Source organism: Azospirillum sp. ST 5-10 (assembly GCF_051225715.1).
GTDB lineage: Bacteria > Pseudomonadota > Alphaproteobacteria > Azospirillales > Azospirillaceae > Azospirillum.
The window spans coordinates 1-25,324 of sequence record NZ_JBPJSP010000017.1 but is presented as its reverse complement, the minus strand read 5'-3'; the positions used below and the strand labels follow the sequence as shown (position 1 = coordinate 25,324).

Sequence of the window (25,324 nt, the reverse complement as noted above, 5' to 3'; positions counted from 1 at the left end):
GCCGGCCGCGAGCTGCGTCCTAACGCGCCGGTGACAGGCGCAGCTCGGGCACGTCGGTGCGCGGATCGGCGACGACGCAGTTGCGGCCCTTGGCCTTGGCGGCGTACAGCGCCTCGTCGGCGCGCTTGATCAGGCTCTCGGCGGTGTCGCCCAGGCGGCCGCCCGCCGAGACGCCGATGGACACCGTGACGGCGATCTCCCCGACCGGCGCCGGGATGGCGAAGGGCGCGTCGCCGATCCGCGCCCGCAGCCGCTCGGCGACGATCAGCGCGGCATCGCCGTCGGTGTCCGGCAGGACCACCAGGAACTCCTCGCCGCCCAGCCGCGCCACCAGATCGAAGGTGCGCAGGTTGCGGCTCGACCGCTCGGCCACCTCCTTCAGCACGCCGTCGCCGACGTCGTGGCCGTAGGTGTCGTTGACCACCTTGAAGTGGTCGATGTCGAACATCAGGACCGACACCGGCTTGTGGCTGTCGATCGCCCGCTCCAGCAGCCGCGGCAGGTGGGCGTTGACGTAGCGGCGGTTGAAGACGCCGGTCAGGCTGTCGGTCAGCGCCATCGACAGGCTGTGCTCGTAGTTCGCCCGCAGACGGTCCTGGTAGCGCTTGCGGCGGATCTGCGTGCGCACGCGGGCCAGCAGCTCGTTGCGGTCGATCGGCTTGATGACGTAGTCGTTGGCGCCCAGCTCCAGCCCCTTGGCGACCCGGTTGAGGTCGCCCTCGTCGACCACCAGCAGGATCGGCACCTGGCGGGTGCGCTCGTGGGAGCGCAGCTGCGAGCACAGGCGCAGCCCGTCCTCGTGCATCAGCGTCAGGCTGACGATGACCAGCTCGAAATCGTCGGCCAGCGCCCGCTCCAGCGCCCGCGCACAGGTGTCGGCCGCCACGGTGTGGTCGCTGTCGCGCTGCAGCGTCTCGACGATCTTGTCGAGGTCGAGGACGGAATCCTCGAGCACCAGGACACGCGCCTTCTCCGGCGATTCCGACAGCAGCGTCCCCGTCGGCTCGAACACGCCGAACTGGCCCGAGGTGTTCTCGCGCAGCCGCCACTCGTCCATCATCATCTTGAGGCGGACCAGCGAGCGGACGCGGGCGAACAGGGCGATGTCGTTGACCGGCTTGGTCAGGAAATCGTCGGCCCCGGCCTCCAGGCCGCGCACCCGGTCGGCGACGTCGGACAGCGCGGTCACCATGACCACGGGGATGTGCATGGTGGTGGGATCGGAGCGGATGCGTTCGCAGACCTCGAAGCCGTCCATGCCCGGCATCATGACGTCGAGCAGGACGATGTCGGGCGACTCCCGCCGCACCAGCTCCAGGGCGTCCGGGCCGTTGTAGGCGCTGATGACGTCGAAGTACTCGCGCGTCAGCTTCGCCGCCAGAAGCTTCACGTTGGGCAGAACGTCGTCGACGACGAGAACGCGCGCGGACATTGCGGGCCTTTATCCGATGCCAGTGACGAGCCGATGCCGATCGGCGGCGGTCAGCCGAGGAACTTCTGGACGGACTGGAGGAACTTCGTCACCGAGATCGGTTTGGCGATGTAGTCCTCGCAGCCGCCTTCGCGGATCTTCTCCTCATCTCCCTTCATGGCGAACGCGGTGACGGCGATCACCGGAATGGACTTCAGGTCGTCGTCCTCCTTGATCCATTTGGTGACCTCCAGACCCGACACCTCGGGCAGCTGGATGTCCATGAGGATCAGGTCGGGCCGGTGGCTGCGGGCCATCTTCAGCGCTTCCAGACCGTCGCGCGTCTGCAGCGTCTCGTAGCCGTGCGCCTCCAGCAGGTCATGGAAGAGCTTCATGTTGAGCTCGTTGTCCTCGACGATGAGGACCCGCCTGGAAGGCTTCGCCGCCACCATCGCGTTGCCCGGGCCGTTCGCTTCCGAAGACATCAAGGCGCTCCCTGGGGTCCACCGCTGCCACGTGCGGAGAATAGACTGCGGTGCCACCCCTGCGCACGGACTTGGCCGGTGGGCCGGTACACCGATTTCTCTATGGGGCTGCGACGGTTAAATTGTGGTTAGCGCCGCGCCCCCGGCGGAGTCGGATCGGCGGCCCCCGCCATGGCCCCGGTCTCGCGGTCCCACGTGGCGGGGCCGATGCCGCGGCTGCGCAAGGCGGTCTTCTGCACCTTGGCGGTCGGCGTCTTGGGCAGGGCGTCGACGATCTCGATGTAGCGCGGCTGGGCGTAGCGCGGCAGCTCGCGTCCGGCGTGGGCCGCCACCGCCGCGGGGTCGAGCGTGGCGCCGGCGGCCGGCACCACCGCCAGCATGATCTCGTCCTCCGCCCCGGCCAGCGCCGCCGGAACGGCAAAGGCGGCGACCTCCTCCACCCCCGGCATCCGCGCCATGGCCGTCTCCACCTCGAAGGACGAGACGTTTTCGCCGCGCCGGCGGATGCAGTCCTTGATGCGGTCGACGAAGGTGAAGGAGCCGTCCTCGGCCATCACGCCGGCGTCGCCGGTGCGGAACCAGAGGTTCCGCCAGGCCTCCACCGTCTTGTCCGGCATGCGGTGGTAGCCGCTCATGAAGCCGTGCGCCGCCTTGGGACGCACGACGATCTCGCCGACGGCGCCGGGCGGCAGCGGCCGGTCGGTCTCCGGGTCGCGGATGGCGACCTCGAAATAGCGCTCGTAGACGCGCCCGCAGGTGCCCGGCCGGGGGACGCCGCGCTCGCCGTAGAGCGGGATGTTGACCTCGGTCATGCCGTAGAGGCCGACCACGTCGGCGATGCCGAAGCGTTCGCGCAGCGGCCCCTCCAGCGCCGCCGGGTTGGGGGCGCAGCCGACCAGCCGCAGCCGGTGGTCGCGGTCGTCGGGGCGGGGCGGCTGCGCCACCACGAAGACGGTCACGGCGCCCAGGGAGTTGGTCAGGGTCGCCCCATGACGCCGGATGTCGGCGATCCACGCCGACGCGCTGAAGCGGGTCCGCAGCACCGCCGCGGCGCCGGCGATCAGCGTGGCGCCCAGCTGCATGTACAGGGCGTTGGCGTGGAACATGGGCAGGGCGACGTAGAAGCGGTCGTCCGCCGTCATCGCGTAATGGTCGATGCTGCCCAGCCCGAACAGGAAGGTGTGGGCGTGCGGCATCAGCACGCCCTTGGAGGGGCCGGTGGTGCCGGACGTGTACATCACGCAGGCCGTGTCGCCGGGCCGCGGCATGGGGCCGGCGAACGGCGCCGCCGTCCGCCAGCCGTCGAAGGGTATCCGCGGCACCGCCCCCGCCGCCGCCGCCCCGACGACGACGAGGGACGCCAGGTCCGGCAGACGCGGGGCGAGGGCGTCGAAACGCGGGGCGAGGGCGGCGTCGACCACCGCCAGCCGCGCCGCGCAGTTGGTCATCTGGTGCTCGAGAAAGGCGCCGACCAGATCGGTGTTGAGCGCCACCATCACCGCCCCGAGGCGGCCCAGGCCGAGCCACACCCGCACGAAATCGAGGCCGTTGGGCAGCATCACCGCCACCATGTCGCCCGGCCGCACCCCCTGCCCGGCGAACCAGCCGGCGACCCGCTCGGCATCGGCCTGCGCCTCGGCGTAGGTCAGGGCGCCACCGTCGACCATGGTCACGAAGGTGGCGCCGCCGCGCTCGCGCGCCTGCCACGCCAGCGCCTCGGCCAGCACCCAGCGAGTCTCGTCGCGCAGATGAGCGTACACCGCCCCTCCCCTCCCCTCCGCGGTCTTCCCCTACAGTAGGGGTGGCGGCGAGCGGCGGGCAAGCCGGCGGTTCGGCCGACGCTCCGTCACGCCGCGCGGCGGCCGCGGCGGGAGCGGCGGCGTTCGCCCTTGGCGCGGTACATCCGCGCGTCGGCCTGGCGGATCACCTCGTCTTCGCGATCCTCGGCGGCGTAGGCGTGCAGCCCCAGGGAGAAGCGGACCGGCAGCGCCGCGCCGCCCCACTCGACGCGCTCGCGCTCGGCCGCGGCGGCGAGCTGCGCCGCACGGGCGGTGCCGGCCGCGGCGTCGGTGGCGGTCAGCAGGATGGCGAACTCGTCGCCGCCGAGGCGGGCCACCACGTCCTGGGCGCGCACCTGGGACTGGAGGAAGCGGGCCACCTGGCGCAGGTAGGCGTCGCCGGCGGCGTGCCCGTGGACGTCGTTCACCGCCTTGAAGCCGTCGAGGTCGATCATCACCATCACCCCGCCCGCCGCCTTGCGCCGCGCCGCCGCCAGTTCCCGCCGCAGATGGCTGTAGAAGCCGCGGCGGTTCAGCAGACCGGTCAGCTCGTCGGTCATGGTCAGGCTTTCCAGATAGGCGATGCGCTCCTGCTGCTGCTCGATCAGGTCCCTGGCCTCGGCCAGCTTGGCCAGCGCGTCGTGGAGCTTCCAGTCGTCGACGCCGTTCGCCGTCAGGTCGAAGGCCGACGGCAGCCGGGCGATGGTCCCGGCCTGCGGAGCGGTCTCGATGGCGACGTGGATCGGGGCGTAGGCGGTCATGGCTGGGCTCCTCGGCGGGCGTGGCGGCTGCACCGTCACGCCCGACCTGAAGCAACGGCCGTGCCAGCTCCCCGGCCCTGCAATTCCGCCGTTGCGCCGGCCGGCAGAACGCGCCGCGGCGGCTTCGCCCCGGCAGGAATTGCCCGCCTCCCGCCGCCCGGCAGGAAATTCCGCCGCGCACTAAACGACCGGGTCGGGCGGCGTCCGGCCGGCAAAGAACGCATCGAGGTTGTCGAGCGCGCGAAAGCCCATGGCGTTGCGCGTCTCCACCGTCGCACTGCCGAGGTGCGGCAGCAGGAAGGCGTTCTCCAGCGTCCGGTACCGCGGGTCGAGGTCCGGTTCGTTGGCGAAGACGTCGAGGCCGGCGGCCGCCAGCCGGCCGCTGCGCAGCGCGGCGATCAGCGCGTCGTCGTCGACCACCGTGCCGCGGGCCGTGTTGACGACGATGGCGCCGCGGGGCAGCCGGTCGATGCGCGCGGCGTTCAGCCACCCCCGCGTCTCCGCCGTCGCCGGGCAATGCAGCGACAGCACGTCGGCGTTCGCCAGCAGGGTGTCGGGGTCGGCATGGTGGACCGCGCCCCGCTCCTGTTCCGGCGGCAGACGGCGGCGGCCGGCGTAATGGATGGCCATGCCGAAGGCACGCGCCCGGTGCGCCACCGCCTGGCCGATGCGGCCCATGCCGAAGATGCCGAGCCGCTTGCCGCCGAGGTGGGTGCCCATGAGCTGGGTCGGCGTCCAGCCGGTCCAGTCGCCGCGTCGCAGCAGGCGTTCCCCCTCCGAGGCGCGGCGCGCGGCGCCCAGCATCAGCAGCAACGCCACGTCCGCGGTGGCGTCGGTCAGCACGTCCGGCGTGTTGGTGACGCGGATGCCGCGCGCCGCCGCCGCGGCCAGGTCGATGTGATCGGTGCCGACGGAAAAGGTGGCGACGATTCGCACGCTGGCGGGAAGCGCCGCGAAGGCGGCGGCGTCCAGGCGGTCGGCCGGGCAGCACAGCACGGCCTCGGCGCCGGCCGCCCGCTCGCCCAGCGAGGCCGGCGTCTGCGGCGTGTCGTCGGGGTTGAGGCGGGCGTCGAAGTCGCGCGCCGCCCTGGCCTCCACGGCGTCGGGCAGCCGCCGGGTGACCACCAGAACCGGCTTCGTCCGCGTGGCATTTATGCCCATCCCCGCCCTCCCGAATCTCGAAATAGTCGCGCTGGCGCTTCCGATCCGCGGCAAAAGCGCCCATTATCCCGGTCCATCGCTCTCGATTCATAGGCCACACCGACCGTGGACGCCACCTCGACGAACCGCCGCCCCACCCGTCGCCCGACCCGGAGCCGCCTCGCCCGCCCGTTCGCGGCCGCGGCGCTCGCCACAGTCGCCTTGGTCGTCGGTGCCGGCGTCACGGCGACGGCGGTGCAGGCCGCTCCGGAGATCCTGCCGCACCGGGCGCTCTACAAGATGTCGCTGCTGAAGGCCCGCAACAGCAGCAAGGTCGCGGACGTCAGCGGCCTGATGAGCTTCGAGTGGGCCGACGCCTGCGACGGCTGGACGACCCAGCAGCGGTTCCAGCTGCGCTTCGTCTACGCCGAGGGTGACGAGACGACCATGTCGACCACCTACACCACCTGGGAAACCAAGGACGGGACGCGTTACCGCTTCAACGTCCGCAAGCTCATCGACGGCGACCTGGACGAGGAGGTGCGCGGCTCCGCCCGACTGGAGGCGCAGGGCGGCGGCGGAGTCGCCATGTTCGCCGCGCCGGAAGAGCAGGAGATGGAATTGCCGCCGGGAACCATGTTCCCCACCGCCCACACCATCGCCCTGTTGGAACACGCCGCGGCGGGCGACGTGTTCCTCAACCGCCCGGTGTTCGACGGCGCCGACGCCGAAGGGGCGACCGAGATCAGCGCCGTCATCGGCAAGCCGACGCCGGCCACCTCGGGCGTCGGCGGCGACCTGCTGGCGGGCAAGACCGGCTGGCCGGTGCGCATGGCGTTCTTCCCGCTGGACGGCGACGCCGCCCAGCCGGAATACGAGATGAGCCTCCATCTGCTGCGCAACGGGGTCGCCGAATCGATGCAGATCGACTACGGCGACTTCACGGTCGACGCCGTCCTGGAACGACTCGAGGCGCTGCCGCGGTCCGGTTGCTGAAGCGGCCCACGGCGACGCCTCGGTTGGCAGCCTCTCAGTTGATCGCCACGGACTTCAGGTTCTCCTGGTACTCCGCCCGGCTCGGCAGCAAGGTGACGGCGCGCTCGAACATGGCGATCGCCTCGGACGTCTTCCCCTGGTCGCGCAGCAGCTTGCCCCAGACGTTGTAGGCCTCGGCGAACTCGGGATCGGCGTCGCGCGCCTTCCTCAGCATCTCGACGGCCTCGCCGTCGCGCTTGAGCGCGATCAGGGCCACCGCCCATTGCGTGTAGGCGTGGGGCACCCGTGCCCCGTCGGTATCGAGGGCCAGGGCCTCCTGGTACTTGCCGATGGCGTCTTCGTAGGCGCCTTCGAGCGCCAGGGCGTTGCCCCAGTTGTAGACCGCCAGCACGAAGTCCGGCCGGACCTCCAACGCCTTGCGGTAGTCGCGGATGGCCTCCTGCGCCTCTCCCTTGCGGACGTGGATCAGGCCGCGCAGGTTGTGCACCCAGTGGAGCTCGTCACGGGGCATCGCCGCCTCGCAGTTCCGCAATTCCCGCTCCGCATTGGCGAAGTCGCCGTTGCCGGCGTCGACCGCCGTCTCGTAGTAGTACGAGGCGACGACGTAGGGATCGATGAAGCGGGCGATGTCGATGGCGGCGCTGTGCACCAGGGCCCGCGGGTCCGTGGCGGTGACCGACGTCTCGAAGGCGCGTTTGCGGTAATAGTCGAGACCGCGGATCGACAGCATGTAGCCGTCGTCGCGCTTGATGACGTCTCCATCGACGCGGAACTCGACGAGGCCGAGCATTTCCTGGGTGGCGAGCACCGGCTCCAGGAACTTGAAGTGGCCGGTGATGGAGTCGACCGCCGATTCGCCGTCCGGCAGGTGGAAGTCACGCACCGCCTTCACGGTGCGCGCCTTCCGGTTGATCAGGCGCACCTCGTCGGCCAAGTGTGCGGTGAACACCTCCGGCGTGAAACCCTGATAGCTCAGGGAGGGTGGCACGTCGATGTCGTGGAAGGCGATGGGGCTCGGATCGAACAGGACCGCGTATCCCACCAGCGCGGAAAGCGCCAGCACCGGCAGAGAAATGGCACCGAAATCCATCGATTCCCCCCTTCCGAGACACCGCGGCTGCTGCCCCGCGCCGGCATTGAAGCAGATTGCCGGGACACCCGGAAGCGATTTCCCGGACCCGGCCGTGACCTCGTCCGGGGGATCAATAAATTTTAAGAGATTTTATCGCCAACATGGGCGAACGGATCAGGCATGCCGCAACGAGGGATTGGCGATGGGCAGGAAGCAGATTCAGGTGGGGCAGGTCTATCAGGTCGCCGGCGCCACCAACGGACGGACGTGGCGCGTGACGGCGACGGTCGCCCTGTTCGGCATCCCACACGCCCGCATCGTCAACACCGAGGACGAGGGCGAAACCAAGACGCTGAGCTGCCTCGTGCTGGCCGATTCCGCCTTCTACCGGCTCGTCGAGACGCGGCCGGCGCCGAACGTCGCGTGACGGGACCGGCCCGCGGGCGGCCGCGGAAAGCGCTTCCGCGGCCGCCCGCGGCGGCGGTCGGCTTGATCGAGCGTCAAGCCGACCGCCGCCTCAGTGGGTGATCGTCGGCCCCCCCGCCGGGGTGGCGGGGCCGGCCTTGGGCTTGGGCAGGTCGAGCTTGAGGTGCAGTTCCTTCAGGCGCTCCACCGCCACCGGGGCCGGCGCCTGCATCAGCAGGTCCTCGGCGCGCTGGTTCAGCGGGAAGGCGATGACCTCGCGGATGTTGGGCTCGTCGGCCAGCAGCATGACGATGCGGTCGATGCCGGGGGCCGAGCCGCCGTGCGGCGGCGCGCCCAGCTTGAAGGCGCTGAGCATGCCGCCGAACCGCGCCTCCAGTTCCTCCGGCGGATAGCCGGCGATGGCGAAGGCCTTGTACATCACCTCCGGCAGGTGGTTCCGGATGGCGCCCGACGACAGCTCGACGCCGTTGCAGACGATGTCGTACTGGTAGGCCTTGATCTCGAGCGGGTCCCTGGTCTCCAGCGCCTCCAGCCCGCCCTGCGGCATCGAGAACGGGTTGTGGGAGAACACCACCTGCTTCAGGTCCTCGTCGTACTCGTACATCGGGAAGTCGACGATCCAGCAGAAGCGGAAGGCGTTCTTCTCGATCAGGTCCAGCTCCTGGCCGAGCCTGGTGCGCGCAGCACCGGCCAGCTTGGCGGCCGCCGCCGGCTGGTCGCAGACGAAGAACACGGCGTCGCCGTCCTCCAGCCCGACCAGCGCGCGCAGCGCCGCCTGCGCCGCCTCGGGCACGAACTTGGCGATCGGTCCCTTGCCGCCGGCCGCCTCGAAGACGATGTAGCCGAGCCCGGGGGCGCCCAGCTCCTTGGCCCAGTCGTTCAGCTTGTCGAAGAAGCTGCGGGGCCGGTCGGCGACCTTGGGGGCGCGGATGGCGCGCACCACGCCGCCCTTGTCGATGGTGCCGCGGAAGGCGCGGAACTCCACGTCGTCCCGCCGGAAGATCTCGGTGACGTCGGTGATGACCAGGGGATTGCGCAGGTCCGGCTTGTCGGAGCCGTACTTCAGCATCGCCTCGTCGAAGGGGATGCGGCGGAACGGCGGCTTATCGACGGCCGGCATCGCCTCGCGGCGGAAGCCGCCGAACTCGTCGAAGATGCCGTGCAGCACCGGCTCGACGGCGGCGAAGACGTCGTCCTGGGTGACGTACGACATCTCGAAGTCGAGCTGGTAGAACTCGCCCGGGCTGCGGTCGGCACGCGCGTCCTCGTCGCGGAAGCACGGCGCGATCTGGAAATAGCGGTCGAAGCCGGCGACCATCAGGAGCTGCTTGAACTGCTGCGGCGCCTGCGGCAGGGCGTAGAACTTGCCGGGATGGTTGCGGCTGGGCACGAGGTAGTCGCGCGCGCCCTCGGGCGAGGAGGCGGTGAGGATCGGCGTCTGGAACTCGGTGAAGCCCTGCTCGATCATGCGGCGGCGCACCGAGGCGATGACGCGCGAGCGCAGCAGGATGTTCTCGTGGATGCGCTCGCGCCGCAGGTCGAGGAAGCGGTAGCGCAGGCGCACCTCCTCGCCGGTGTCGGCCTCCTGGTTGACCGGCATGGGAAGCTGCTCGGCCTCGCTCTGCACGGTCACGTCCTGGATCTGCATCTCGACCCGGCCGGTCGCCATCTTGTCGTTGATGGTCTCGGCCGAACGCTTGACCACCTTGCCGGTCACCGTGACGACCGACTCCACGCGCAGCCGCTCCAGCGCCGGGAAGGCCGGACTGGAGGTGTCGACCACGCACTGGGTGATGCCGTAGTGGTCACGCAGATCGACGAACAGCAGTTGCCCGTGGTCGCGCTTGCGATGGATCCAACCGGACAGGCGGACGATCTGCCCCGCGTCCTCTTCACGAAGCTGGCCGCAGGTGTGTGTGCGATAGGGGTGCATGGGTCGGGATACCTTGAAGACTCGGGCGGTTCCGGCAGGGAAATGCGGGCCAGAGCACACCGACGCCGGGCGAATGTCAAGCCGCGAAGACGGTGGCGGGACGCGCCGTGCGGAGCGCCGCGCGCTCCTGTCGATACTTTCCTACACCCGCCGGGTCGTGTATGAACAGATCATGACTCTGATCACGACCACACGCGACCTCGAGGCGTTCTGCCGCGACCTCGCCGGAGCCGACTACATCACCGTCGACACCGAGTTCCTGCGGGAGAAGACGTATTATCCTCAGCTCTGCCTGATCCAGGTCGCCGGGCCGGGCGGTGCCGTCGCGATCGACCCGCTGGCCGAGGGCATCGACCTCGGGCCGCTGGTGGCCGTGCTCGACGATCCCGGCGTGCTCAAGGTCTTCCACGCCGCGCGGCAGGACCTCGAGATCTTCTACCAGCTCACCGGCAAGATCCCGCACCCGCTGGTCGACACCCAGGTGGCGGCGATGGTCTGCGGCTTCGGCGAGAGCGTGGGCTACGAGACGCTGGTCACCAAGCTGGCCGGCGCCCACATCGACAAGTCCAGCCGCTTCACCGACTGGTCGCAGCGGCCGCTCACCGACCGCCAGCTCCAGTACGCGCTGTCCGACGTGATCCACCTCCGCCCCGCCTTCGAGAAGCTGCGCAAGCGCCTCGCCCGGACCGGGCGCGAGCACTGGCTGGAGGAGGAGATGGCGGTGCTGACCGATCCGCGCACCTACCGCGTCGATCCCGACACGGCCTGGCAGCGCCTCAAGGTGCGCACCACCAAGCCGCGCTTCATGGCGGCGCTGAAGGAGCTGGCGGCTTGGCGCGAGCGGGAGGCGCAGCGCCGCGACCTGCCGCGCTCGCGGGTGCTGCGCGACGAGGCGCTGCTCGAGATCGCCGCCCACGCCCCGACCAGCGTCGAGGACCTGGCGCGCACCCGCGGCATGGGCCGCGGCTTCGCCGAGGGCCGCCAGGGGCAGGAGGTGCTCGCCGCGGTGCAGCGCGGGCTGAACCTGCCGGAGTCCGAATGGCCGCGGGTCGAGCCCCGCGAGGAGCTGCCGCCGGGCCTCGCCCCGGTCATCGAGCTGCTGCGCGTGCTCCTCAAGATGAAGTGCGACGAGAACCACGTCGCCAGCAAGCTGGTGGCGTCGGCCGCCGACCTCGAGGCGATCGCCGCCGACGACGAGGCCGAAGTCCCCGCCCTGGCGGGATGGCGGCGGGAGCTGTTCGGTGACGATGCGCTGGCGCTGAAGCACGGCCGCATCGCGCTCGCCGTCGTCGACCGCCGGGTGCGCATCGTTCCGGTGCCAGACGCCGCCGCTGGCCGTTGAGTCCACGGCGCGGACCGGCGGAAAACACTACAATGCAAGTCGCATTATACTCTTATTCGCTGGGTTTAAGATGTTTTTAAAGAAGGCCTGAGTTACCATCGCGCCCGGCGGACGCTGACCCGCCGGTTCCCAGGGAAAGTCGCCCGTGGCCTTCCACCGTCCGCGGGGCACAGGAGTTCTGGATGAGCACGTTTCGGGGCAAGCCGCCCATGGGCAGGGACCGCGTCCGCCTCTCCACCTTGGAGAAGCAGCAGGCCGTCGCCGCGGCGCAGGACAAGAAACCCGAATTCGACAACGACAAGCTGCTGAACCTGCTGCGCTCCGCCAAGAGCGAGCTGCAGGGCATGCGCCTCATCCACATGCACCTGTCGCTCCTGAAGGACAAGGACCCGACGAGCCAGATGATCGTCCGCACGATCATCCAGGAGCTGGGATCGAAGGCCTCCTATCTCCAGTCCTTCAACATCTCCAACGGCGACGTCATCGTTCTCTACAAGGGTCTGAAACTGTCCGGCGTCACCGAGGTGTGCCAGAAGGTGGAGCAGGTCTTCCTGTCGAAGACGACGCTGACCGGGCCGAACCCGTACAAGGAATATTCGCTCTACTCGATCATGGAACTGGCGTTGAACTTCATCAACGTCATCCGGTTCGTCGAGGAACTGCAGATCGGTGAGGCCGGCGCCGGCGCGGTCGAGACCAAGCCGCCGATCACGCTCGAAGAGATGGGCAAGCTCGAACGCTCGATGCAGATGTTCGACCTGTCCCCCTTCCTGTTCAACCAGGCGATCGCCAATCTCGGTCCGAACGGCACCGACGAGATGGAGTATTTCGAGCTCTACATCTCGATCAAGCTGTTGCAGGAGCGCCTCTGTCCCGACTACGACCTGACGGCCAACAAGTGGCTGTTCAACTACTTCACGGCAAACCTCGACCAGTCGGTGCTGAAGGCGCTGAACCACGGGCTGTCGTTCATGCGCGGGCGGAAGATCGGCATCAACATCAACCTGTCGACGGTGATCTCGACGGGGTTCGTGAAGTTTGACGAGCGTCTGCCCATCGACTTCCGCGGCAACGTCGTCCTCGAGGTCACCAAGGGTGATCTCATCGAGAACCTCCAGCTCTTCCAGGAGGTCGTGGACTTCGCGCAGGACCGCCAGTACAAGATCGCCGTCGACGGCCTCAACCCCTTCTGGGTCACCAACTTCGACCTGGAGTACCTCAACGCCGACTACGCCAAGATCTTCTGGTCGAACGACATGCTGGAGATGGATCCGACGTTCGAGAGGTACTTCTTCGACCGGATCGCCGAGCAGGACCGCTGCAAGTTCATCCTGGCGCGCTGCGATTCGGTGGCGAGCCTGGTCTACGCGCACAAGGCGGGCATCGGCTTGGTGCAGGGGCGCGCGGTCGACAACATCATGCGCAAGGGCGTCGCCGTCCGCGACGCCGTCAACACCGCCAAGGGCCTGACCGACTGACCCGGCGCCCCAAGCAGGTTTTCCGAACTCCGCCCACCTTCGGGCAGGCTCGGAAAACCTGCAAAACCAGAGAGCCCGCAAGTTTGCCCAGGCCGGGCCATCGGTGGCCCGATCCGGGCAAACCTGCTTAGTCAGGCGTCGTGGCGGACGTAGCGCTCCACGGCGTCCTCGCCGCACCGGCGGACGTCGATGCGGCGGAACGCCGCCGCGTCGGCGAGGCGGTCGACACCGAACGGCGCCACCGCGGCGATGCCGTCGCCGCCGATCACCCGCGCCGCCCGGAACCATTCCAGCCGGTCGACCAGGGCGGCGCGCAGCAGCGACGCCGCCAGGGTGGCGCCGCCCTCGACCAGCACCCGGGTGATCCCGCGCTCCGCCAGCACCGCCGCCGCCCGCACCACGTCGGGCAGCCCGGCGCCGTCGGCGGGCAGCGGCAGGACCTCCACGCCGCACGCGGTGAAGGCCTGGATGCGCAGGGGGTCCGCGTCGTCGCGCGTGAAGATCCAGGTCGGCACGGTGCGCGCCGTCGCCACGAGGCGGCCGGTGAGGGGCAGGCGCAGGCGGCTGTCGACGACGATCCGCAGGGGCGAGCGGTGCGCGAGGCCCGGCAGCCGGCAGGTGAGATCGGGATTGTCGGCCAGCGCCGTGCCGACCCCGATCATGATGGCGTCGTGGCCGGCCCGCAGCCGGTGCCCCCAGGCCCGCGCCGCGGCGCCGGTGATCCACTTCGACTCCCCGCCATGGGTGGCGATGCGGCCGTCCAGGGTGGTCGCCAGCTTCAGGGTGAACAGCGGGCGGCCGCGCAGGATGCGCGTGAAGAAGCCGCGGTTGAGCTCGTAGGCCTCCTCGGCGCACAGCCCGACCTCGACCTCCAGGCCGGCGTCGCGCAGGCGCCGCACGCCGCTGCCGGCGACCCGCGGGTCGGGGTCCTCGCAGGCGACGACGACGCGGCCGATGCCGGCCTCCAGCAGCGCCTCGGTGCAGGGCGGCGTCTTGCCGTGGTGGTTGCACGGCTCCAGGGACACGTACGCGGTGGCGCCGCGGGCCGCCGCACCGGCCCGGCGCAGCGCCTCGGTCTCGCCGTGGGGACGGCCGCCCGGCTGGGTCCAGCCGCGGCCGACGACGAGGCCGTCCCGGACCAGCACGCAGCCCACCGACGGGTTGGGCCAGACGGTGCCGAGCCCGCGCGCCGCCAGGGCCAGGGCGGACTGCATGTGCCGGAGGTCGTCGGAATCGAACGGCATGGTTGCGGCTCCCCGCTGTGAGCCGGCCGGGGCGGCCGGCGCCCGCGGCCGTTCCGTCAGCCCTCGTTGGGTTCGGGCGCCAGCTGGCCGACGAACTGGTTGAAGTCGGCGGCCTCGCGGAAGTCCTTGTAGACCGAGGCGTAGCGGATATAGGCGACCTGGTCGAGGGTCTGCAGCGCGCTCATCACCATCTCGCCGATCTGCTTCGACGGGATCTCGCTCTCCCCCGAGGATTCGAGCTGGCGCACCAGGCTGTTCACCACCCGGTCGATGCGGTCGGCGTCGATCGGCCGCTTGCGGGCGGCGATGCGCATCGAGCGCAGCAGCTTCTCGCGGTCGAAGGGCTCCCGCTGGCCGGTGCTCTTCACCACCGTCAGCTCGCGCAGCTGGACGCGTTCGAAGGTGGTGAAGCGCGCACCGCAGCCCGCACAGAAGCGCCGCCGCCGGATGGCCGAATTGTCCTCGGTCGGGCGCGAGTCCTTGACCTGGGTGTCTTCGTGTCCGCAGAACGGGCAGCGCATGTACGGGGGTTCTCCTCCAGGAAGGGGCCGGCGCTCGCGCGCCGGCCTACAGCGTCGGGTAGATCGGGAAGCGGCGGCACAGCTCGCGCACGCGCTCGCGCATGGCGTGCTCGACCGCCGTGTTGTCGCCGGAGTTGCTGGCGGCCAGCCCGTCCAGCGTCTCGACGATCATCCGCCCGACCTGCTCGAACTCGGCGGTGCCGAAGCCGCGGGTGGTGGCCGCCGGGCTGCCCAGGCGGACGCCGGAGGTGACCATCGGCTTCTGCGGGTCGAAGGGCACGCCGTTCTTGTTGCAGGTCATGCCGGCGTGCTCCAGGCTCGCCTCGGCGGCCTTGCCGGTCAGGTTCTTGGGCCGCAGGTCGACCAGCACGATGTGGCTGTCGGTGCCGCCCGAGACGATGTCGAGCCCGCCGGCGATCAGCGTCTTCGACAGGGTGCGCGCGTTGTCGAGCATGGCCTGGGCGTAGGCCTTGAAGTCGGGGCGCAGCGCCTCGGCGAAGGCCACCGCCTTGGCGGCGATGACGTGCATCAGCGGGCCGCCCTGCAGCCCGGGGAACACGGCCGAGTTGATCTTCTTGGCGATCTCCTCGTTGTTGGTCAGCACCATGCCGCCGCGGGGCCCGCGCAGCGTCTTGTGCGTGGTGGTGGTGACCACGTCGGCGTGGGGCAGCGGGTTGGGGTAGGTGCCGCCGGCGACGAGGCCGGCGTAGTGCGCCATGTCGACCATGAAGTACGCCCCGACCTCGTCGGCGATGGCGCGGAAGCGCGCGTAGTCGAGGGTGCGCGGATAGGCCGAGCCGCCGGCGATGATCAGCTTCGGCCTGTGCTCGCGGGCCAGGCGCTCCACCTCGTCGAAGTCGATGAGGTGGTCGTCGCGCCGCACCCCGTACTGCACCGCCTTGAACCACTTGCCCGACAGGTTGGGCGGCGCCCCGTGGGTCAGATGGCCGCCCGCCGCCAGCGACATGCCGAGCACCGTGTCGCCCGGCTGCAGCAGCGCCAGCAGCACCGCCTGGTTCGCCTGGGAGCCGGAATTCGGCTGCACGTTGGCGAAGGCGCAGTCGAACAGCTTGCAGGCGCGCTCGATGGCCAGCCGCTCGGCGACGTCGACGAACTCGCAGCCGCCGTAGTAGCGGCGGCCCGGATAGCCCTCCGCGTACTTGTTGGTCATCACCGAGCCCTGGGCCTCCAGCACCGCCACGGAGACGATGTTCTCGGAGGCGATGAGCTCGATCTGCTCCTGCTGGCGCAGCAGCTCGTCGCGCACGGCACCGGCGAGTTCGGGGTCGGTTTCGGCGAGGGTTGCCGAGAAGAAGCGGCCGATCTCGGCGGCGGCGGGCGTGGGGGCGGACATGGGACGGGTTCCTTTCAACTCGAACGGCGGCGCGCCCTCACCCCAGCTTGCCGACGCGGCGGCTGTGCCGGTCGCCGGCCGCGAACGGCGTGGTGAGGAACGCGATGAGGCAATCCTTGGCGATCTCCGGGCCGATCACCCGCGCACCCAGTGCGAGCACGTTGGCGTCGTTGTGCTCGCGCGCCAGCCGGGCCGAGGTCGGCTCGGCGCACAGCGCGGCGCGCACGCCCTTGTGGCGGTTGGCGGCGATGCTGATACCGATACCGGTGCCGCAGATCAAGACGCCGCGCTCGGCCCGGCCCTCGCGAATCGCCGCGGCCATGGCGTCGGCGAAATCGGGATAGTCGACCGATCCGGGCCCGTCGGTGCCGAGGTCGAGGGTCTCGTAGCCTTTCCCCGCCAGATATTCCCGCAGCTCGGCCTTGAGTTCATAGCCCGCGTGGTCGGACGCGAGGGCGACGGTCTTCACGGTCATACGGCAACACTCCCAGTACCACGACCCCGGGCCGGCGCAGGGCGCCCACCCCCGATGGCCTCCGGCGCCGGGCCTCCCGGCCGACGTCCCGGACACCGGTGGGGAAACTACCAGATGTCGATGCCGATCACCAGTTCGACACAATGGCCTGCATGCATGGCAGCGCGCCGGCCGCCGCAGCGGCGCCCGGTCGTCGCTGGCGAATCAGGTGCGGGCGATGACAACCCAAAGCTTATTCCGCTGCAACAAGACGCATAGGACGTAGTAAGCGCATCCGCCGATTCGTATCGTTCCCCCGAACCGGCCAGTTGCGCGCGGCGGTGTTCCTCGTCTGCGATGGTCGCCCCACACTAGAGCAGCCCTAATCCAGCGACAGAGGCCGCGGCGCCTCGGGGATTTCAGAAAGGGCTAATTCTCCGGATGCCGGCAAGTTCTGGCAGACACAAATAACGCTTTTCCCCACTTGTCGAATTTATATTGACACCCAAATCACGGTGTGCAACGTGGTTGCTAGGATCAAAAACGAAAAATCCAGGACACTAGGCAATGAGTGACCCGCTCCGTTCCGATGTACCCGACAATGCGATGCTGCGGATGACGGCCGACATCGTATCGGCCTACGTCAGCAAGAACGTCCTGCCGGCCCAGCAGATTCCCGAGGTGATCAATACGGTGTTCTCGTCGCTGAACGGTCTCAACAACGGGGCGCCGGAGACTCCGAACGAGCCGCTGAAGCCGGCGGTGCCGATCCGCAAGTCGGTGACGCCCGAGTACATCGTGTGTCTGGAAGACGGCAAGAAGCTGAAGATGCTCAAGCGCCATCTCCGCTCCACCTACAACATGTCGCCGGACGAATACCGGTCGCGCTGGAACCTGCCGCCGGATTATCCGATGGTGGCGCCGAACTATGCGGCCCAGCGGTCGGAGTTCGCCAAGCGAATCGGTCTCGGGCGCAGCGCCAGCCGGCAGACCCGCCGCAAGGCGTCCTGACCGGCCCCACCGCCGAGGCGGGCCGTACGCGGCCCGCCGCCCGGCGGCGGGCCGCGTACGGGTCGGCGGGTCAGTCGCAGGCCTTGCCGCCGGACAATCGACAGTTGAACCGCTCGACGTTGCGGTTCAGCTCCTTCCCGGTCGCGGTGCTCTCATCATTGAGACACTGAAGATAGGCCATGGTCCGCTCGACGTATTCCTTGACCTCGAATTGGCAGCTCTGCATCCGCTCGGCGCTGACGAAGGTCGTCGCGTCGTCCATGCACACCGGCATGCCGGGCTTGAGGCAGATGTAGGTGTTGGCGGTCGTGCCGGGAGGCGCCGCAGCGGTCAGGAACACCATCATCGTCACTGCGGCCGGAATGGCCGCCGTCGTCGCCAAGCGCATTCGGTCCTCGTCCGGGTCGTGGGTCCGGCTGGTGGGTCCGGGGGTGGCCGGCGGTCTCCGGCCCAAGGGATCTGAGGAACAGGCGCCGAAGGCGAACCCGGCCGGTCCTCGCCGCCCCTTCTACAGAGGTCGGCGGCGATGCGCCAGGGGCTGCGCACCCGCCCCTCCCCCGCTCAGCGCTTCGCGCCCTTCTCCTGCTGACGCTGCAGCACGTAGCGCAGCTTGTTGACGGCGGTGCGCTTCAGCAACTCGCGGCTGCCCGTCGCCGGGCCGGAGACGGAGACCTCGGTGGCGGTGACCGGATCGATGGCGCTGACCTTCAGGTAGTTCCCCACCCGAACATATTCGAGCAGGACGTTGTTTTCATCGAAGCCGGACATGCCGCGGACACTCCCTGATCACCGGGCCGGCGGACCTCGCGTCGCGCCACCCGGCGCAGTATACTGCGCCGGCGCGTCCGGCGGCGACAGCCTCGATTCGCCGGCCGCCCCGCATTCCGTCCCGCACCCGCTGGAGGTTCGCGCATGCGCGCCCTGCCCGCCCTCGTCCTGGCAGGCCTTCTCGCCCTCGCCGCCCCCGTCCGCGCCAACGAAGGAGCGCCGGGTGCGCCGGGAGCACCACCGCCCGCCCTGCGCATCCGGCCCCTATTCGTTCCCGTGATCAGCGACGGTCGGATCGAAAAGTACAACCAGCTGGAGATCACCCTCGAACTGGCCGATCCGACGAAGCTCGGGGTGGCGCAGGCGGCGGTGCCGCGCCTGCAGGACGCGATCCTCACGCTGGTCTACGAGGCGGTCGATCAGGGATGGATCGTCCGTGGCAACATCGCCAACGCCGCCGCCTTCCGCCAGCGCATCGATGCGGCGATCGAGGAGATGCTCGGTCGGGACGTCGTCGGCCGCGTGCTCATCACCCCCGTGGCACGCCAGTCCGCCTGGCCCTGACCGCCGGCGCACGTCAGGGCACCCTTGCCGATTTGCCGTTCACGTCCGCCGCCCCGGCGGGCGTAAACTTCCTTCGACCAGAGGCGTGGTCCATACTCCATTCGATGGAGGCGTGCCATGGTCGTCCGTCCTGTCCTTGCGCTCCTGCTCCTGCTCGCTCCCGTCGTGAGCGCCTCGTCCGACGACGGCCCGATCGTCGCCCCGGCCGAGCGGACGTGGTTCGTCGCGTTCGCCCAGGACACCCTGGAGAACGATTGGCGCATCGCCCAGGTGCGCGACGTCGAGCGGGCCCTCAAGCCCTACCGCAACGTGCGCTTCGTCTATTCGGACGCTGGCGGCCGGGTGGCGCAGCAGATCTTCGACATCGAACGGTTCGCGGCGGGCAACGCCGACGTGCTCATCACCAGCCCGCTCGACGCGACGGTCATGGCGCCGGTGATCGCGTCCGTCCATGCCAGGGGCATTCCCGTCGTGCTGCTGAGCCGCCGCGTCGTCGGCGACGCCTTCACCAGCTTCGTCCATGCCTCGAACCGCGCGATCGGCCGTGACGCCGCGCGCTTCCTCGCCGAACGCCTGGGCGGCCGCGGCCGCGTCCTGGTGCTTCAGCACATTCCGACGACGACGCCGGCGATCGAGCGGACCGAAGGATTCCTGGAGGAGCTGGCGAATCTCCCGGGCCTGTCGGTGGCCGCCATCCGCCGCGCCGATTCCCTGCGCAGCAAGGCCATACTGGCCGTCGAGGAGGTGCTGGCCGAGGGAATCGCCTTCGACGCCATCTACGCCCAGAGCGACAGCATGGCGAGCGGCGCGCGCTTCGCCCTGCGCCGCGCCGGGATCGACCCGGCCACGGTGCCGACCGTCGGCGTCGACTACATCGCCGAGGCGCGCGCCGCCGTCCTCGCCGGCGAGCAGGCGGGGTCGTTCCTCTATCCCACGTTCGGCCGGGAGGGCGCCGACCTCGCCGTCCGCCTGCTGCGCGGCGAGGCGGTGCCCAAGGAGGTGGTCGTCGACACCCGCCTGGTGACCAAGGCGAACGCCGCCTCGATCCCGCCGATCTTCTGAGGCCCGCGATGGCCGGCCGCGCAACACTGCGACAACGCCTGCTGCTGGCGTGGGGGCTTTCGTCGCTCCTGCTGGTCGCCGCGCTCGGCACCGTCTTCACGACGATGCTCACCGGTCTGCACACCGAGCGGGCCAAGGCCGACATCGGCGTCGCCTTCGACCTGCTCTCGGCCCAGCTGCGCGACGACAGCCGGGCGGTGCGGGCGGGTGCGCTGGTGCTTGCCGGGCGGGAGGAGGTGATCGGGGCGTTGCACCTCGTCAGCAGCTTCGAGGACCCGACACACTACAACCCCTTCATCTTCGACGTGGAGAAGCGCCGTCTCGCCGAGACGTTCGCCGATCAGGCCCGCGGCATCGGCCTGGACCTGGTGACCGCCCACGATGCCGGCCTCTCCCTCGTCGCCTTCTACGCCAGCGGGCAGCCGGAGGCGCGGTCCCCCGACAGCGGGTTCATCACGGTCATCGGCGGCCACCGGGTCCCGGTGGGCACGGCACAGCCGCTCGACCGGCTGGCCCGCATCGTCGAGCCGCCGGCCATCCTCGATGCGCTGGCCCCCGCCGCCGTTCCCGGCGGGACGACGCTGGTCCGCCGCCTCTACGGGGAGCGGCTGCTGCATGTGGCGAGCGCCCCGGTGGTCCGCCACCCGCCCGGCGGTGGCGCGCCCGTGGTCGGCGTCATCACCGTCGCCCGCACCATGGATCCGGGGGCGGTGCGGGAGATCGCCGCCCGGACCGGGCTGGAGATCGCCCTGGTGCCGGCCGGGGCGGCGCCTCCCGCCCCCTTCGCCGACGCCGATCTCGCGGCGGTCGAGCAGCCCCTGTTCGACGAGGCGGACGCCGGCGCCCGCCCGACCGTCGGCCAGGAGGTCGCCAGTCGCGACTTCTTCCTGCGCGCCGCCTGGCTGCCGCTCGACGCCGGGCGCGTCAACGTCCTGGTGGCCCGCCGGCGGTCCGATCTCGACGCGGGGCTGGCCGCCTTCCAGCGCGCGACCCTGCTGGCGGTGGCCGGCAGCACGCTGGTGTTCGTCCCGCTCGGCGGCTGGCTGCTGCGCCGCGCCGTCTCCGGCCGCCTGGAGCGCCTCGCCGCGGGCGTCGAAGCGCTGCAACGGAACCCCGCCGCCCGGCTGGCGCCCGACGGACGGGACGACGAGGTCGCCCGGGTGGTCCGCGCCGTCAACGGCCTGGCCGCCGGCTTCGCGGCCCGGGAGGGCCAGCTGCGCGCCAGCCTGGACCACCACCGCGCGCTGTTCGACGACGCGCCGGTGGCGCTGGTGTCGGTGCGCGCCAGCGACGGCCGGCTCCTGCGCTTCAACCGCGCGTTCGAACGCCTGCTCGGCTACGGCGCCGACGAGCTGGGCCGGCTGCGCATCGTCGACCTCTACGCCCAAACCCCCTACGGGGCGCCGGCGGCGCATCGGGTCTACGCCCGCTTCCGCGCCGGCGAGCCGGTGCGCGGCGCCGAATTGCAGATGCGCCGGCGCGACGGACGGCCGCTGTGGGTGTCGCTCACCACCGAGCCGGTGCGCGACGCGGCCGGCGACGTGGTGGAGGGGCACACGGCCGTCGTCGACATCGACTCCCGCAAGAACGGCGCCCACCCCGCTCCGCCGGACCCGCCCGGCGGATGAGCGTCAGCGGTCGGCGACGACGAGGACCACCAGCTCCTTGGGGCCGTGCACGCCGAACGCCAGGGTCTGCTCGATGTCCGCCGTCTTGGAGGGGCCGGACACGAGGACCAGGTTGGTCGGCATGCGGTCCGCCCAGCCTTCCGTCCGCACCACCTCGGCCAGGGTGTCGCGGATGGCGGAGCGGGCGACCAGCGCCACGTGGACGGGGGGCAGCAGGGACATCAGCCGCGGCTCCTCCGGCGACGGCCAGAGGATCAGCGATCCCGTCTCGGCGACGGCGCCGAGCGTGCCGGTCACCGCGGCGTCGACCTCGTGGACCAGGGTGTCCTTCATCGCCTCCACGGTGCGGTCGTAGGCGACGAGGCGCGGCGCCTCCGCCTGCCCCGCCCAGGCCTCGGCCAGCTCCCGCCCGGCGTCGGTCGCCGGGGCATGCAGCACGCGGCGGACCCCCTTGTTGTGCAGGATCGTCCGCAGCCGTGCCGGCCAGGTGGCGGCGTCGACGTCGTGAACCTCGCCGCGCCACGCCTCCATCATGGTGCGGAAGCGGGCGGCCCGCTCGTCGCCGAAGGAGGGCGGCTGCCACGCCGGCAGCTCCGGCGCCGCGGCGGCGGGCGCGGCGCGCAGGCGGGCAAGGATGGCGCTGCGGGCATCAGGCATCGTCGAACCCCCGGTCGCGGGCGAGGTCGTGGAGCGTTCTGGCGGCGAACCGCGGCTTGCTGCGCACCGAGGTCCATTGCCGCAGCGGCGGCAGCCGTTCGGGCACGAGGTTGCCGAAGCGCGCCATGGCCCGGCTGCCCAGCCGGTAGAGCAGCGGCGACGCGCACAGCCACCGCCATCCGGCCCAGGCCAGCGCCTCCAGGCGCGAGCGCTTGGCGCCCGCCCCCTTGACGGCCGGACTGTCGGACGGGCGCACCGCCTCGCGGCGCAGGCGCACCAGGATGTCGGCGATGGGGATCTGCACCGGGCACACCTCGACGCAGGCGTTGCACAGGCTGGACGCGTGCGGCAGGTCGCCGGCGACGTCGAGACCGGCGAGCTGCGGCGTCAGGATCTTGCCGATGGGCCCGGGATAGACGGCGTCGTAGGTGTGGCCGCCGACCCGCGCGTAGACCGGGCAGTGGTTCATGCAGGCGCCGCAGCGGATGCAGCGCAGGGTGTCGCGGAGCTGGGCGTCGGCGTAGACCCGCGACCGGCCGTTGTCGAGCAGCACGAGGTGCACCGCCTGTGGCCCGTCCTTCTCGCCGGGCCTGCGGGGCGAGGTGATCATGTTGACGTAGGTGGTCACCGCCTGCCCCGTCGCCGAGCGCGGCAGCAGCGCCAGCAGCGGCGGGATGTCGTCGAGGGTCTCCACCAGCTTCTCGATGCCCATGACGGCGATGTGCAGCGGCGGCAGGGTGGTGGACAGGCGGCCATTGCCCTCGTTCTCGACCAGCACCAGGGTGCCGGTCTCGGCGACCGCGAAGTTCACGCCGGAGATGCCGGCGTCGGCGGCGGCGAACTTGCCGCGCAGCGCCCGGCGCGCCGCCGCCGTCAGCTCCGCCACGTCCTCGGTGTAGCCCTGGCCCTCGATGTGCTCCGCGAACAGCCGGGCGATGTCGCCCTTGTTCTTGTGGATGCAGGGCATGACGATGTGGCTCGGCATCTCGCCGGCGAGCTGGATGATGTACTCGCCGAGGTCGGACTCCACCGCCGTGATGCCGTGGCGCTCGAGGAAGGCGTTGAGGTGCATCTCCTCCGACACCATGGACTTGCCCTTGACCAGGGTGCGCGCGCCGGCCTCCTGGAGGATGCCGAGGACGATGCGGTTGGCCTCGTCGGTCGTTTCGGCCCAGTGCACCTGGATGCCGTTCTCCCGGCAGCGCGCCTCGAGCCGTTCCAGCAGGTCGGGCAGACGCGCCAGCACCCGGCGCTTGATGGCGGCGCCGCGGGCGCGCAGCACGGCCCAGGCCTCGGGGTCGGGGAACTGGGCGGCGCGCTTGGCCATCAGCCCGTCCATGGCGCGGCGGAAGTTCGCCCGCACGCCGGCGTTGCCCAGCGCCGCGTGGGCGCGGGCGGCGAAATCCCCGTCAGCGGCCATGGCAGCGCTCCATCAGGAACTCGGCGATGTGGCGGCCGCGCGGCGGCTTGCCCGCCTTCTCCATGGCGCCGGCGATGTTCATCAGGCAGCCGCAATCGCCGGTCAGCATCACCGACGCCCCGGTGTCCTCGACGGCGGCGATCTTGTCGGCGACCATGGCGGCGGACACCTCGGGCTGACGCACCGAGAAGGTGCCGCCGAAGCCGCAGCATTCGCGCTCGCGCGGGTTCTCCACCAGCTCGACGTTGGCGAGCCCGCGCAGCAGGCGCTTGGGCTCGTCGGTCACGCCCATCTCGCGCATCGAGTGGCAGGACGGGTGCCAGGTCACCCGGACCGGCTCCCCCCTGTCCTCCAGCCGCACGTCGAGGACGTGGACGAGGAACCAGGTGAGCTCGTAGACGCGGCCGGCGAAGGCCTCCGCGGCGGCGCGGTCGGGCTCGCCCTCGAAGAGCTGCGGATAGTGCACCCGCATCATCCCGGCACAGCTGCCGGACGGCACGACGATCGGCCAGGGCTCCGGAAAGGCCCGGATCTGGGCGCGGGCGACGGCGCGCGCCTCCTCGTGGAGACCGGTGTTGCGGGCCGGCTGGCCGCAGCAGCTCTGCCCCTGGGGGAAGACGACCCGAAGCCCCTCCCGCCGCAGCAGTTCCATCCCGGCGAGCCCGGCCTCGGGATAGAACAGGTCGACCAGGCAGGTTCCGAAATAATAGACGGTGCGCGGCCGCTCCGGCGGCGGCGTGGGAGAAGCGGTCATGGCGGGGCCTTCGGTGACGGAGCCTCGATCATGGATAAATTTTTTGACCATGCTCGTCAACCGGACAATCCCGCCGCGCGACCAACCGCCGGTGGACAGCGGATTGGCCCGGCCGTAGAGTCGCGCCGGGCGATCATGGAGGCGGGTGCTCGGGATGCGCGAACCGGTGAAGATGAAGGCGTCGGAGGTGATCGCCGGGCATCTCGAATCGCTGATCCTGGAGGGCGTCCTGCGCCCGGGCGAGCGGCTGCTGGCGGAGCGCGACCTGGCGGAGCGGCTGGACGTCTCCCGCCCCACCCTGCGCGATGCCCTGCAGAAGCTGGAGGGCAAGGGGCTGCTGACGGCCAGCCGGGAGGGCACCTTCGTCGCCGACCTCGTCGGGGCGGCGCTGTTCGACCCGCTGGCGGCGCTGCTGGAAACCCGTCCGGAGACGGCCTTCGACTATCTGGAGTTCCGCCGCACCGTCGAGGGACACGCCGCCCGCCTCGCCGCCGAACGGGCGACCGAGATCGACCGGCAGGGATTACGCGCGGTGTTCGAGCGCATGGAGGCCTCGCACGGTCTGGAGGACCCCAGCGAGGAGGCGGAGGCGGACAGCGATCTGCACCTGGCGATCTACGAGGCGACGCACAACGTGGTCCTGCTGCACGTGATGCGCGGCCTGGCGACCATGCTGCGGCGGGGCGTGTTCTACAGCCGCACCCGGCTGTACACGCGCCGCGGCACGCGCGAGCTGCTGCTGGCCCAGCACCGGGCGATCTACGACGCGGTGATGGCGGGCGACGGTGTGGCCGCGGCGCAGGCGGCCGAGCGGCACATCGCCTACACCCTGGAGACGGTGCGCGAGATCCGCGAGGAGGAGACGCGCCTGGAGGCGTCGCTGCGCCGCATCGGCCGCGGCGATCTGGTGGCCGCGGCGCCGCGGTCCGGGCGGTGAGCGCGAACGCGACGACGCCCGCACCGGGAGGTGCGGGCGTCGTCCGGGATCGAAGAGGGTGATTTGCGCTGTGTGCGTCCTGGTGACCTGGCGGCGACCTACTCTCCCACGTCTTGAGACGCAGTACC

Annotated in this window: 25 protein-coding genes; 9 read left to right on the top strand and 16 right to left on the bottom strand. The window is 70.7% G+C overall.

Annotation, left to right across the window (positions count from 1 at the left end):
• Nucleotides 1-19 precede the first annotated feature (19 nt).
• From ACSBPG_RS18755 to ACSBPG_RS18735, 5 genes are all read right to left on the bottom strand, one after another.
• Nucleotides 20-1,432 carry a PleD family two-component system response regulator gene (locus ACSBPG_RS18755; RefSeq protein WP_435538724.1) on the bottom strand — a complete coding sequence of 471 codons (1,413 nt, stop codon included), beginning with the start codon at nucleotides 1,430-1,432 and terminating at the stop codon, nucleotides 20-22.
• Nucleotides 1,433-1,482: 50 nt separating this feature from the next.
• On the bottom strand, nucleotides 1,483-1,896 hold the full coding sequence (locus tag ACSBPG_RS18750) for a response regulator (protein ID WP_435538723.1): 414 nt from the start codon (nucleotides 1,894-1,896) through the stop codon (nucleotides 1,483-1,485).
• Between the two features lie 128 nt (nucleotides 1,897-2,024).
• Nucleotides 2,025-3,656: an AMP-binding protein gene (locus tag ACSBPG_RS18745; RefSeq protein WP_435538722.1), complete on the bottom strand. Its 1,632-nt coding sequence runs from the start codon at nucleotides 3,654-3,656 to the stop codon at nucleotides 2,025-2,027.
• An 86-nt stretch (nucleotides 3,657-3,742) separates the two neighbouring features.
• Nucleotides 3,743-4,435, bottom strand: a complete 693-nt coding sequence (locus ACSBPG_RS18740; protein ID WP_435538721.1) for a GGDEF domain-containing protein — start codon at nucleotides 4,433-4,435, stop codon at nucleotides 3,743-3,745.
• Between the two features lie 180 nt (nucleotides 4,436-4,615).
• Nucleotides 4,616-5,596, bottom strand: a complete 981-nt coding sequence (locus ACSBPG_RS18735; RefSeq protein WP_435538720.1) for a 2-hydroxyacid dehydrogenase — start codon at nucleotides 5,594-5,596, stop codon at nucleotides 4,616-4,618.
• 105 nt (nucleotides 5,597-5,701) lie between these two features.
• On the opposite strand from ACSBPG_RS18735, the gene ACSBPG_RS18730 reads away from it, so the two are divergent.
• A complete protein-coding gene (locus ACSBPG_RS18730) occupies nucleotides 5,702-6,571 on the top strand; it encodes a cell envelope integrity EipB family protein (RefSeq protein ID WP_435538719.1) in 870 nt (289 codons plus the stop codon).
• 34 nt (nucleotides 6,572-6,605) lie between these two features.
• Here ACSBPG_RS18730 and ACSBPG_RS18725 read toward each other — a convergent pair whose 3' ends face one another.
• The gene (locus ACSBPG_RS18725; RefSeq protein WP_435538718.1) at nucleotides 6,606-7,661 is read right to left on the bottom strand and encodes a tetratricopeptide repeat protein; all 1,056 of its coding nucleotides are present in this window, start codon (nucleotides 7,659-7,661) and stop codon (nucleotides 6,606-6,608) included.
• 184 nt (nucleotides 7,662-7,845) lie between these two features.
• On the opposite strand from ACSBPG_RS18725, the gene ACSBPG_RS18720 reads away from it, so the two are divergent.
• Nucleotides 7,846-8,070, top strand: a complete 225-nt coding sequence (locus ACSBPG_RS18720) for a hypothetical protein (RefSeq protein WP_435538717.1) — start codon at nucleotides 7,846-7,848, stop codon at nucleotides 8,068-8,070.
• 90 nt (nucleotides 8,071-8,160) lie between these two features.
• On the opposite strand, the gene aspS is transcribed toward ACSBPG_RS18720, so the two are convergent.
• Entirely contained in the window at nucleotides 8,161-10,002 is a 1,842-nt protein-coding gene (gene aspS, locus ACSBPG_RS18715; RefSeq protein ID WP_435538716.1) for an aspartate--tRNA ligase, read from the bottom strand.
• A 172-nt stretch (nucleotides 10,003-10,174) separates the two neighbouring features.
• Here aspS and rnd point away from each other — a divergent pair, with 172 nt between their 5' ends.
• Together rnd and ACSBPG_RS18705 are read left to right on the top strand one after the other, a co-directional pair.
• A complete protein-coding gene (gene rnd, locus ACSBPG_RS18710; protein WP_435538715.1) occupies nucleotides 10,175-11,344 on the top strand; it encodes a ribonuclease D in 1,170 nt (389 codons plus the stop codon).
• Between the two features lie 182 nt (nucleotides 11,345-11,526).
• A complete protein-coding gene (locus ACSBPG_RS18705; protein WP_435538714.1) occupies nucleotides 11,527-12,822 on the top strand; it encodes a hypothetical protein in 1,296 nt (431 codons plus the stop codon).
• Between the two features lie 131 nt (nucleotides 12,823-12,953).
• Here the strand turns inward: ACSBPG_RS18705 and ribD are convergent, their stop codons facing one another.
• From ribD to rpiB, 4 genes are read right to left on the bottom strand one after another with little or no spacing between them, the layout of a single operon-like run.
• On the bottom strand, nucleotides 12,954-14,066 hold the full coding sequence (ribD, locus tag ACSBPG_RS18700) for a bifunctional diaminohydroxyphosphoribosylaminopyrimidine deaminase/5-amino-6-(5-phosphoribosylamino)uracil reductase RibD (protein WP_435538713.1): 1,113 nt from the start codon (nucleotides 14,064-14,066) through the stop codon (nucleotides 12,954-12,956).
• A 56-nt stretch (nucleotides 14,067-14,122) separates the two neighbouring features.
• Nucleotides 14,123-14,587: a transcriptional regulator NrdR gene (gene nrdR / locus ACSBPG_RS18695; protein WP_435538712.1), complete on the bottom strand. Its 465-nt coding sequence runs from the start codon at nucleotides 14,585-14,587 to the stop codon at nucleotides 14,123-14,125.
• Between the two features lie 46 nt (nucleotides 14,588-14,633).
• Nucleotides 14,634-15,941: a serine hydroxymethyltransferase gene (glyA, locus tag ACSBPG_RS18690; RefSeq protein WP_435538711.1), complete on the bottom strand. Its 1,308-nt coding sequence runs from the start codon at nucleotides 15,939-15,941 to the stop codon at nucleotides 14,634-14,636.
• 37 nt (nucleotides 15,942-15,978) lie between these two features.
• A complete protein-coding gene (gene rpiB, locus ACSBPG_RS18685; RefSeq protein WP_435538710.1) occupies nucleotides 15,979-16,416 on the bottom strand; it encodes a ribose 5-phosphate isomerase B in 438 nt (145 codons plus the stop codon).
• A 546-nt stretch (nucleotides 16,417-16,962) separates the two neighbouring features.
• Here rpiB and ACSBPG_RS18680 point away from each other — a divergent pair.
• Nucleotides 16,963-17,406, top strand: a complete 444-nt coding sequence (locus ACSBPG_RS18680) for a MucR family transcriptional regulator (protein WP_435538709.1) — start codon at nucleotides 16,963-16,965, stop codon at nucleotides 17,404-17,406.
• A gap of 70 nt (nucleotides 17,407-17,476) precedes the next feature.
• Here the strand turns inward: ACSBPG_RS18680 and ACSBPG_RS18675 are convergent, their stop codons facing one another.
• Nucleotides 17,477-17,794: a hypothetical protein gene (locus ACSBPG_RS18675; RefSeq protein ID WP_435538708.1), complete on the bottom strand. Its 318-nt coding sequence runs from the start codon at nucleotides 17,792-17,794 to the stop codon at nucleotides 17,477-17,479.
• A 173-nt stretch (nucleotides 17,795-17,967) separates the two neighbouring features.
• On the bottom strand, nucleotides 17,968-18,174 hold the full coding sequence (locus ACSBPG_RS18670; protein WP_435538707.1) for a DUF6898 family protein: 207 nt from the start codon (nucleotides 18,172-18,174) through the stop codon (nucleotides 17,968-17,970).
• 144 nt (nucleotides 18,175-18,318) lie between these two features.
• Here ACSBPG_RS18670 and ACSBPG_RS18665 point away from each other — a divergent pair, with 144 nt between their 5' ends.
• The 3 genes from ACSBPG_RS18665 (at nucleotide 18,319) to ACSBPG_RS18655 (ending at nucleotide 21,428) form a co-directional block, all read left to right on the top strand.
• Nucleotides 18,319-18,738 (top strand): hypothetical protein, encoded by a 420-nt coding sequence (locus tag ACSBPG_RS18665; RefSeq protein ID WP_435538706.1) that lies wholly within the window; start codon nucleotides 18,319-18,321, stop codon nucleotides 18,736-18,738.
• A 117-nt stretch (nucleotides 18,739-18,855) separates the two neighbouring features.
• Nucleotides 18,856-19,800, top strand: coding sequence for a substrate-binding domain-containing protein (locus ACSBPG_RS18660; protein ID WP_435538705.1), 945 nt, complete (start codon nucleotides 18,856-18,858; stop codon nucleotides 19,798-19,800).
• A gap of 8 nt (nucleotides 19,801-19,808) precedes the next feature.
• Nucleotides 19,809-21,428, top strand: coding sequence for a PAS domain-containing protein (locus ACSBPG_RS18655; RefSeq protein ID WP_435538704.1), 1,620 nt, complete (start codon nucleotides 19,809-19,811; stop codon nucleotides 21,426-21,428).
• A 3-nt stretch (nucleotides 21,429-21,431) separates the two neighbouring features.
• On the opposite strand, the gene ACSBPG_RS18650 is transcribed toward ACSBPG_RS18655, so the two are convergent.
• Genes ACSBPG_RS18650 through ACSBPG_RS18640 form a run of 3 tightly spaced genes read right to left on the bottom strand, consistent with a single transcriptional unit; the run spans nucleotide 21,432 to nucleotide 24,259 of the window.
• Complete coding sequence (locus tag ACSBPG_RS18650) at nucleotides 21,432-22,085, bottom strand: LutC/YkgG family protein (protein ID WP_435538703.1); 654 nt, start codon at nucleotides 22,083-22,085, stop codon at nucleotides 21,432-21,434.
• Nucleotides 22,078-23,505: a LutB/LldF family L-lactate oxidation iron-sulfur protein gene (locus ACSBPG_RS18645; RefSeq protein ID WP_435538702.1), complete on the bottom strand. Its 1,428-nt coding sequence runs from the start codon at nucleotides 23,503-23,505 to the stop codon at nucleotides 22,078-22,080. Before ACSBPG_RS18645 ends, ACSBPG_RS18650 begins: the two co-directional genes overlap by 8 nt.
• Nucleotides 23,495-24,259: a (Fe-S)-binding protein gene (locus ACSBPG_RS18640; protein WP_435538701.1), complete on the bottom strand. Its 765-nt coding sequence runs from the start codon at nucleotides 24,257-24,259 to the stop codon at nucleotides 23,495-23,497. Before ACSBPG_RS18640 ends, ACSBPG_RS18645 begins: the two co-directional genes overlap by 11 nt.
• A 154-nt stretch (nucleotides 24,260-24,413) precedes the next feature.
• On the opposite strand from ACSBPG_RS18640, the gene ACSBPG_RS18635 reads away from it, so the two are divergent.
• Nucleotides 24,414-25,196: an FCD domain-containing protein gene (locus ACSBPG_RS18635; RefSeq protein WP_435538700.1), complete on the top strand. Its 783-nt coding sequence runs from the start codon at nucleotides 24,414-24,416 to the stop codon at nucleotides 25,194-25,196.
• The last annotated feature ends 128 nt before the right edge of the window (nucleotides 25,197-25,324 follow it).

Coding starts and splice junctions, on each gene's coding strand:
- nrdR (WP_435538712.1), bottom strand. CDS start 14,587: ATGCGCTGCCCGTTCTGCGGACACGAAGACACCCAGGTCAAGGACTCG.
- ACSBPG_RS18640 (WP_435538701.1), bottom strand. CDS start 24,259: ATGACCGCTTCTCCCACGCCGCCGCCGGAGCGGCCGCGCACCGTCTAT.
- ACSBPG_RS18660 (WP_435538705.1), top strand. CDS start 18,856: ATGGTCGTCCGTCCTGTCCTTGCGCTCCTGCTCCTGCTCGCTCCCGTC.
- ACSBPG_RS18675 (WP_435538708.1), bottom strand. CDS start 17,794: ATGCGCTTGGCGACGACGGCGGCCATTCCGGCCGCAGTGACGATGATG.
- ACSBPG_RS18650 (WP_435538703.1), bottom strand. CDS start 22,085: ATGCCTGATGCCCGCAGCGCCATCCTTGCCCGCCTGCGCGCCGCGCCC.
- ACSBPG_RS18725 (WP_435538718.1), bottom strand. CDS start 7,661: ATGGATTTCGGTGCCATTTCTCTGCCGGTGCTGGCGCTTTCCGCGCTG.
- ACSBPG_RS18655 (WP_435538704.1), top strand. CDS start 19,809: ATGGCCGGCCGCGCAACACTGCGACAACGCCTGCTGCTGGCGTGGGGG.
- ribD (WP_435538713.1), bottom strand. CDS start 14,066: ATGCCGTTCGATTCCGACGACCTCCGGCACATGCAGTCCGCCCTGGCC.
- ACSBPG_RS18680 (WP_435538709.1), top strand. CDS start 16,963: ATGAGTGACCCGCTCCGTTCCGATGTACCCGACAATGCGATGCTGCGG.
- aspS (WP_435538716.1), bottom strand. CDS start 10,002: ATGCACCCCTATCGCACACACACCTGCGGCCAGCTTCGTGAAGAGGAC.
- ACSBPG_RS18755 (WP_435538724.1), bottom strand. CDS start 1,432: ATGTCCGCGCGCGTTCTCGTCGTCGACGACGTTCTGCCCAACGTGAAG.
- ACSBPG_RS18645 (WP_435538702.1), bottom strand. CDS start 23,505: ATGGCCGCTGACGGGGATTTCGCCGCCCGCGCCCACGCGGCGCTGGGC.
- glyA (WP_435538711.1), bottom strand. CDS start 15,941: ATGTCCGCCCCCACGCCCGCCGCCGCCGAGATCGGCCGCTTCTTCTCG.
- ACSBPG_RS18665 (WP_435538706.1), top strand. CDS start 18,319: ATGCGCGCCCTGCCCGCCCTCGTCCTGGCAGGCCTTCTCGCCCTCGCC.
- rnd (WP_435538715.1), top strand. CDS start 10,175: ATGACTCTGATCACGACCACACGCGACCTCGAGGCGTTCTGCCGCGAC.
- ACSBPG_RS18635 (WP_435538700.1), top strand. CDS start 24,414: ATGCGCGAACCGGTGAAGATGAAGGCGTCGGAGGTGATCGCCGGGCAT.
- ACSBPG_RS18735 (WP_435538720.1), bottom strand. CDS start 5,596: ATGGGCATAAATGCCACGCGGACGAAGCCGGTTCTGGTGGTCACCCGG.
- ACSBPG_RS18740 (WP_435538721.1), bottom strand. CDS start 4,435: ATGACCGCCTACGCCCCGATCCACGTCGCCATCGAGACCGCTCCGCAG.
- ACSBPG_RS18670 (WP_435538707.1), bottom strand. CDS start 18,174: ATGTCCGGCTTCGATGAAAACAACGTCCTGCTCGAATATGTTCGGGTG.
- rpiB (WP_435538710.1), bottom strand. CDS start 16,416: ATGACCGTGAAGACCGTCGCCCTCGCGTCCGACCACGCGGGCTATGAA.
- ACSBPG_RS18720 (WP_435538717.1), top strand. CDS start 7,846: ATGGGCAGGAAGCAGATTCAGGTGGGGCAGGTCTATCAGGTCGCCGGC.
- ACSBPG_RS18750 (WP_435538723.1), bottom strand. CDS start 1,896: ATGTCTTCGGAAGCGAACGGCCCGGGCAACGCGATGGTGGCGGCGAAG.
- ACSBPG_RS18705 (WP_435538714.1), top strand. CDS start 11,527: ATGAGCACGTTTCGGGGCAAGCCGCCCATGGGCAGGGACCGCGTCCGC.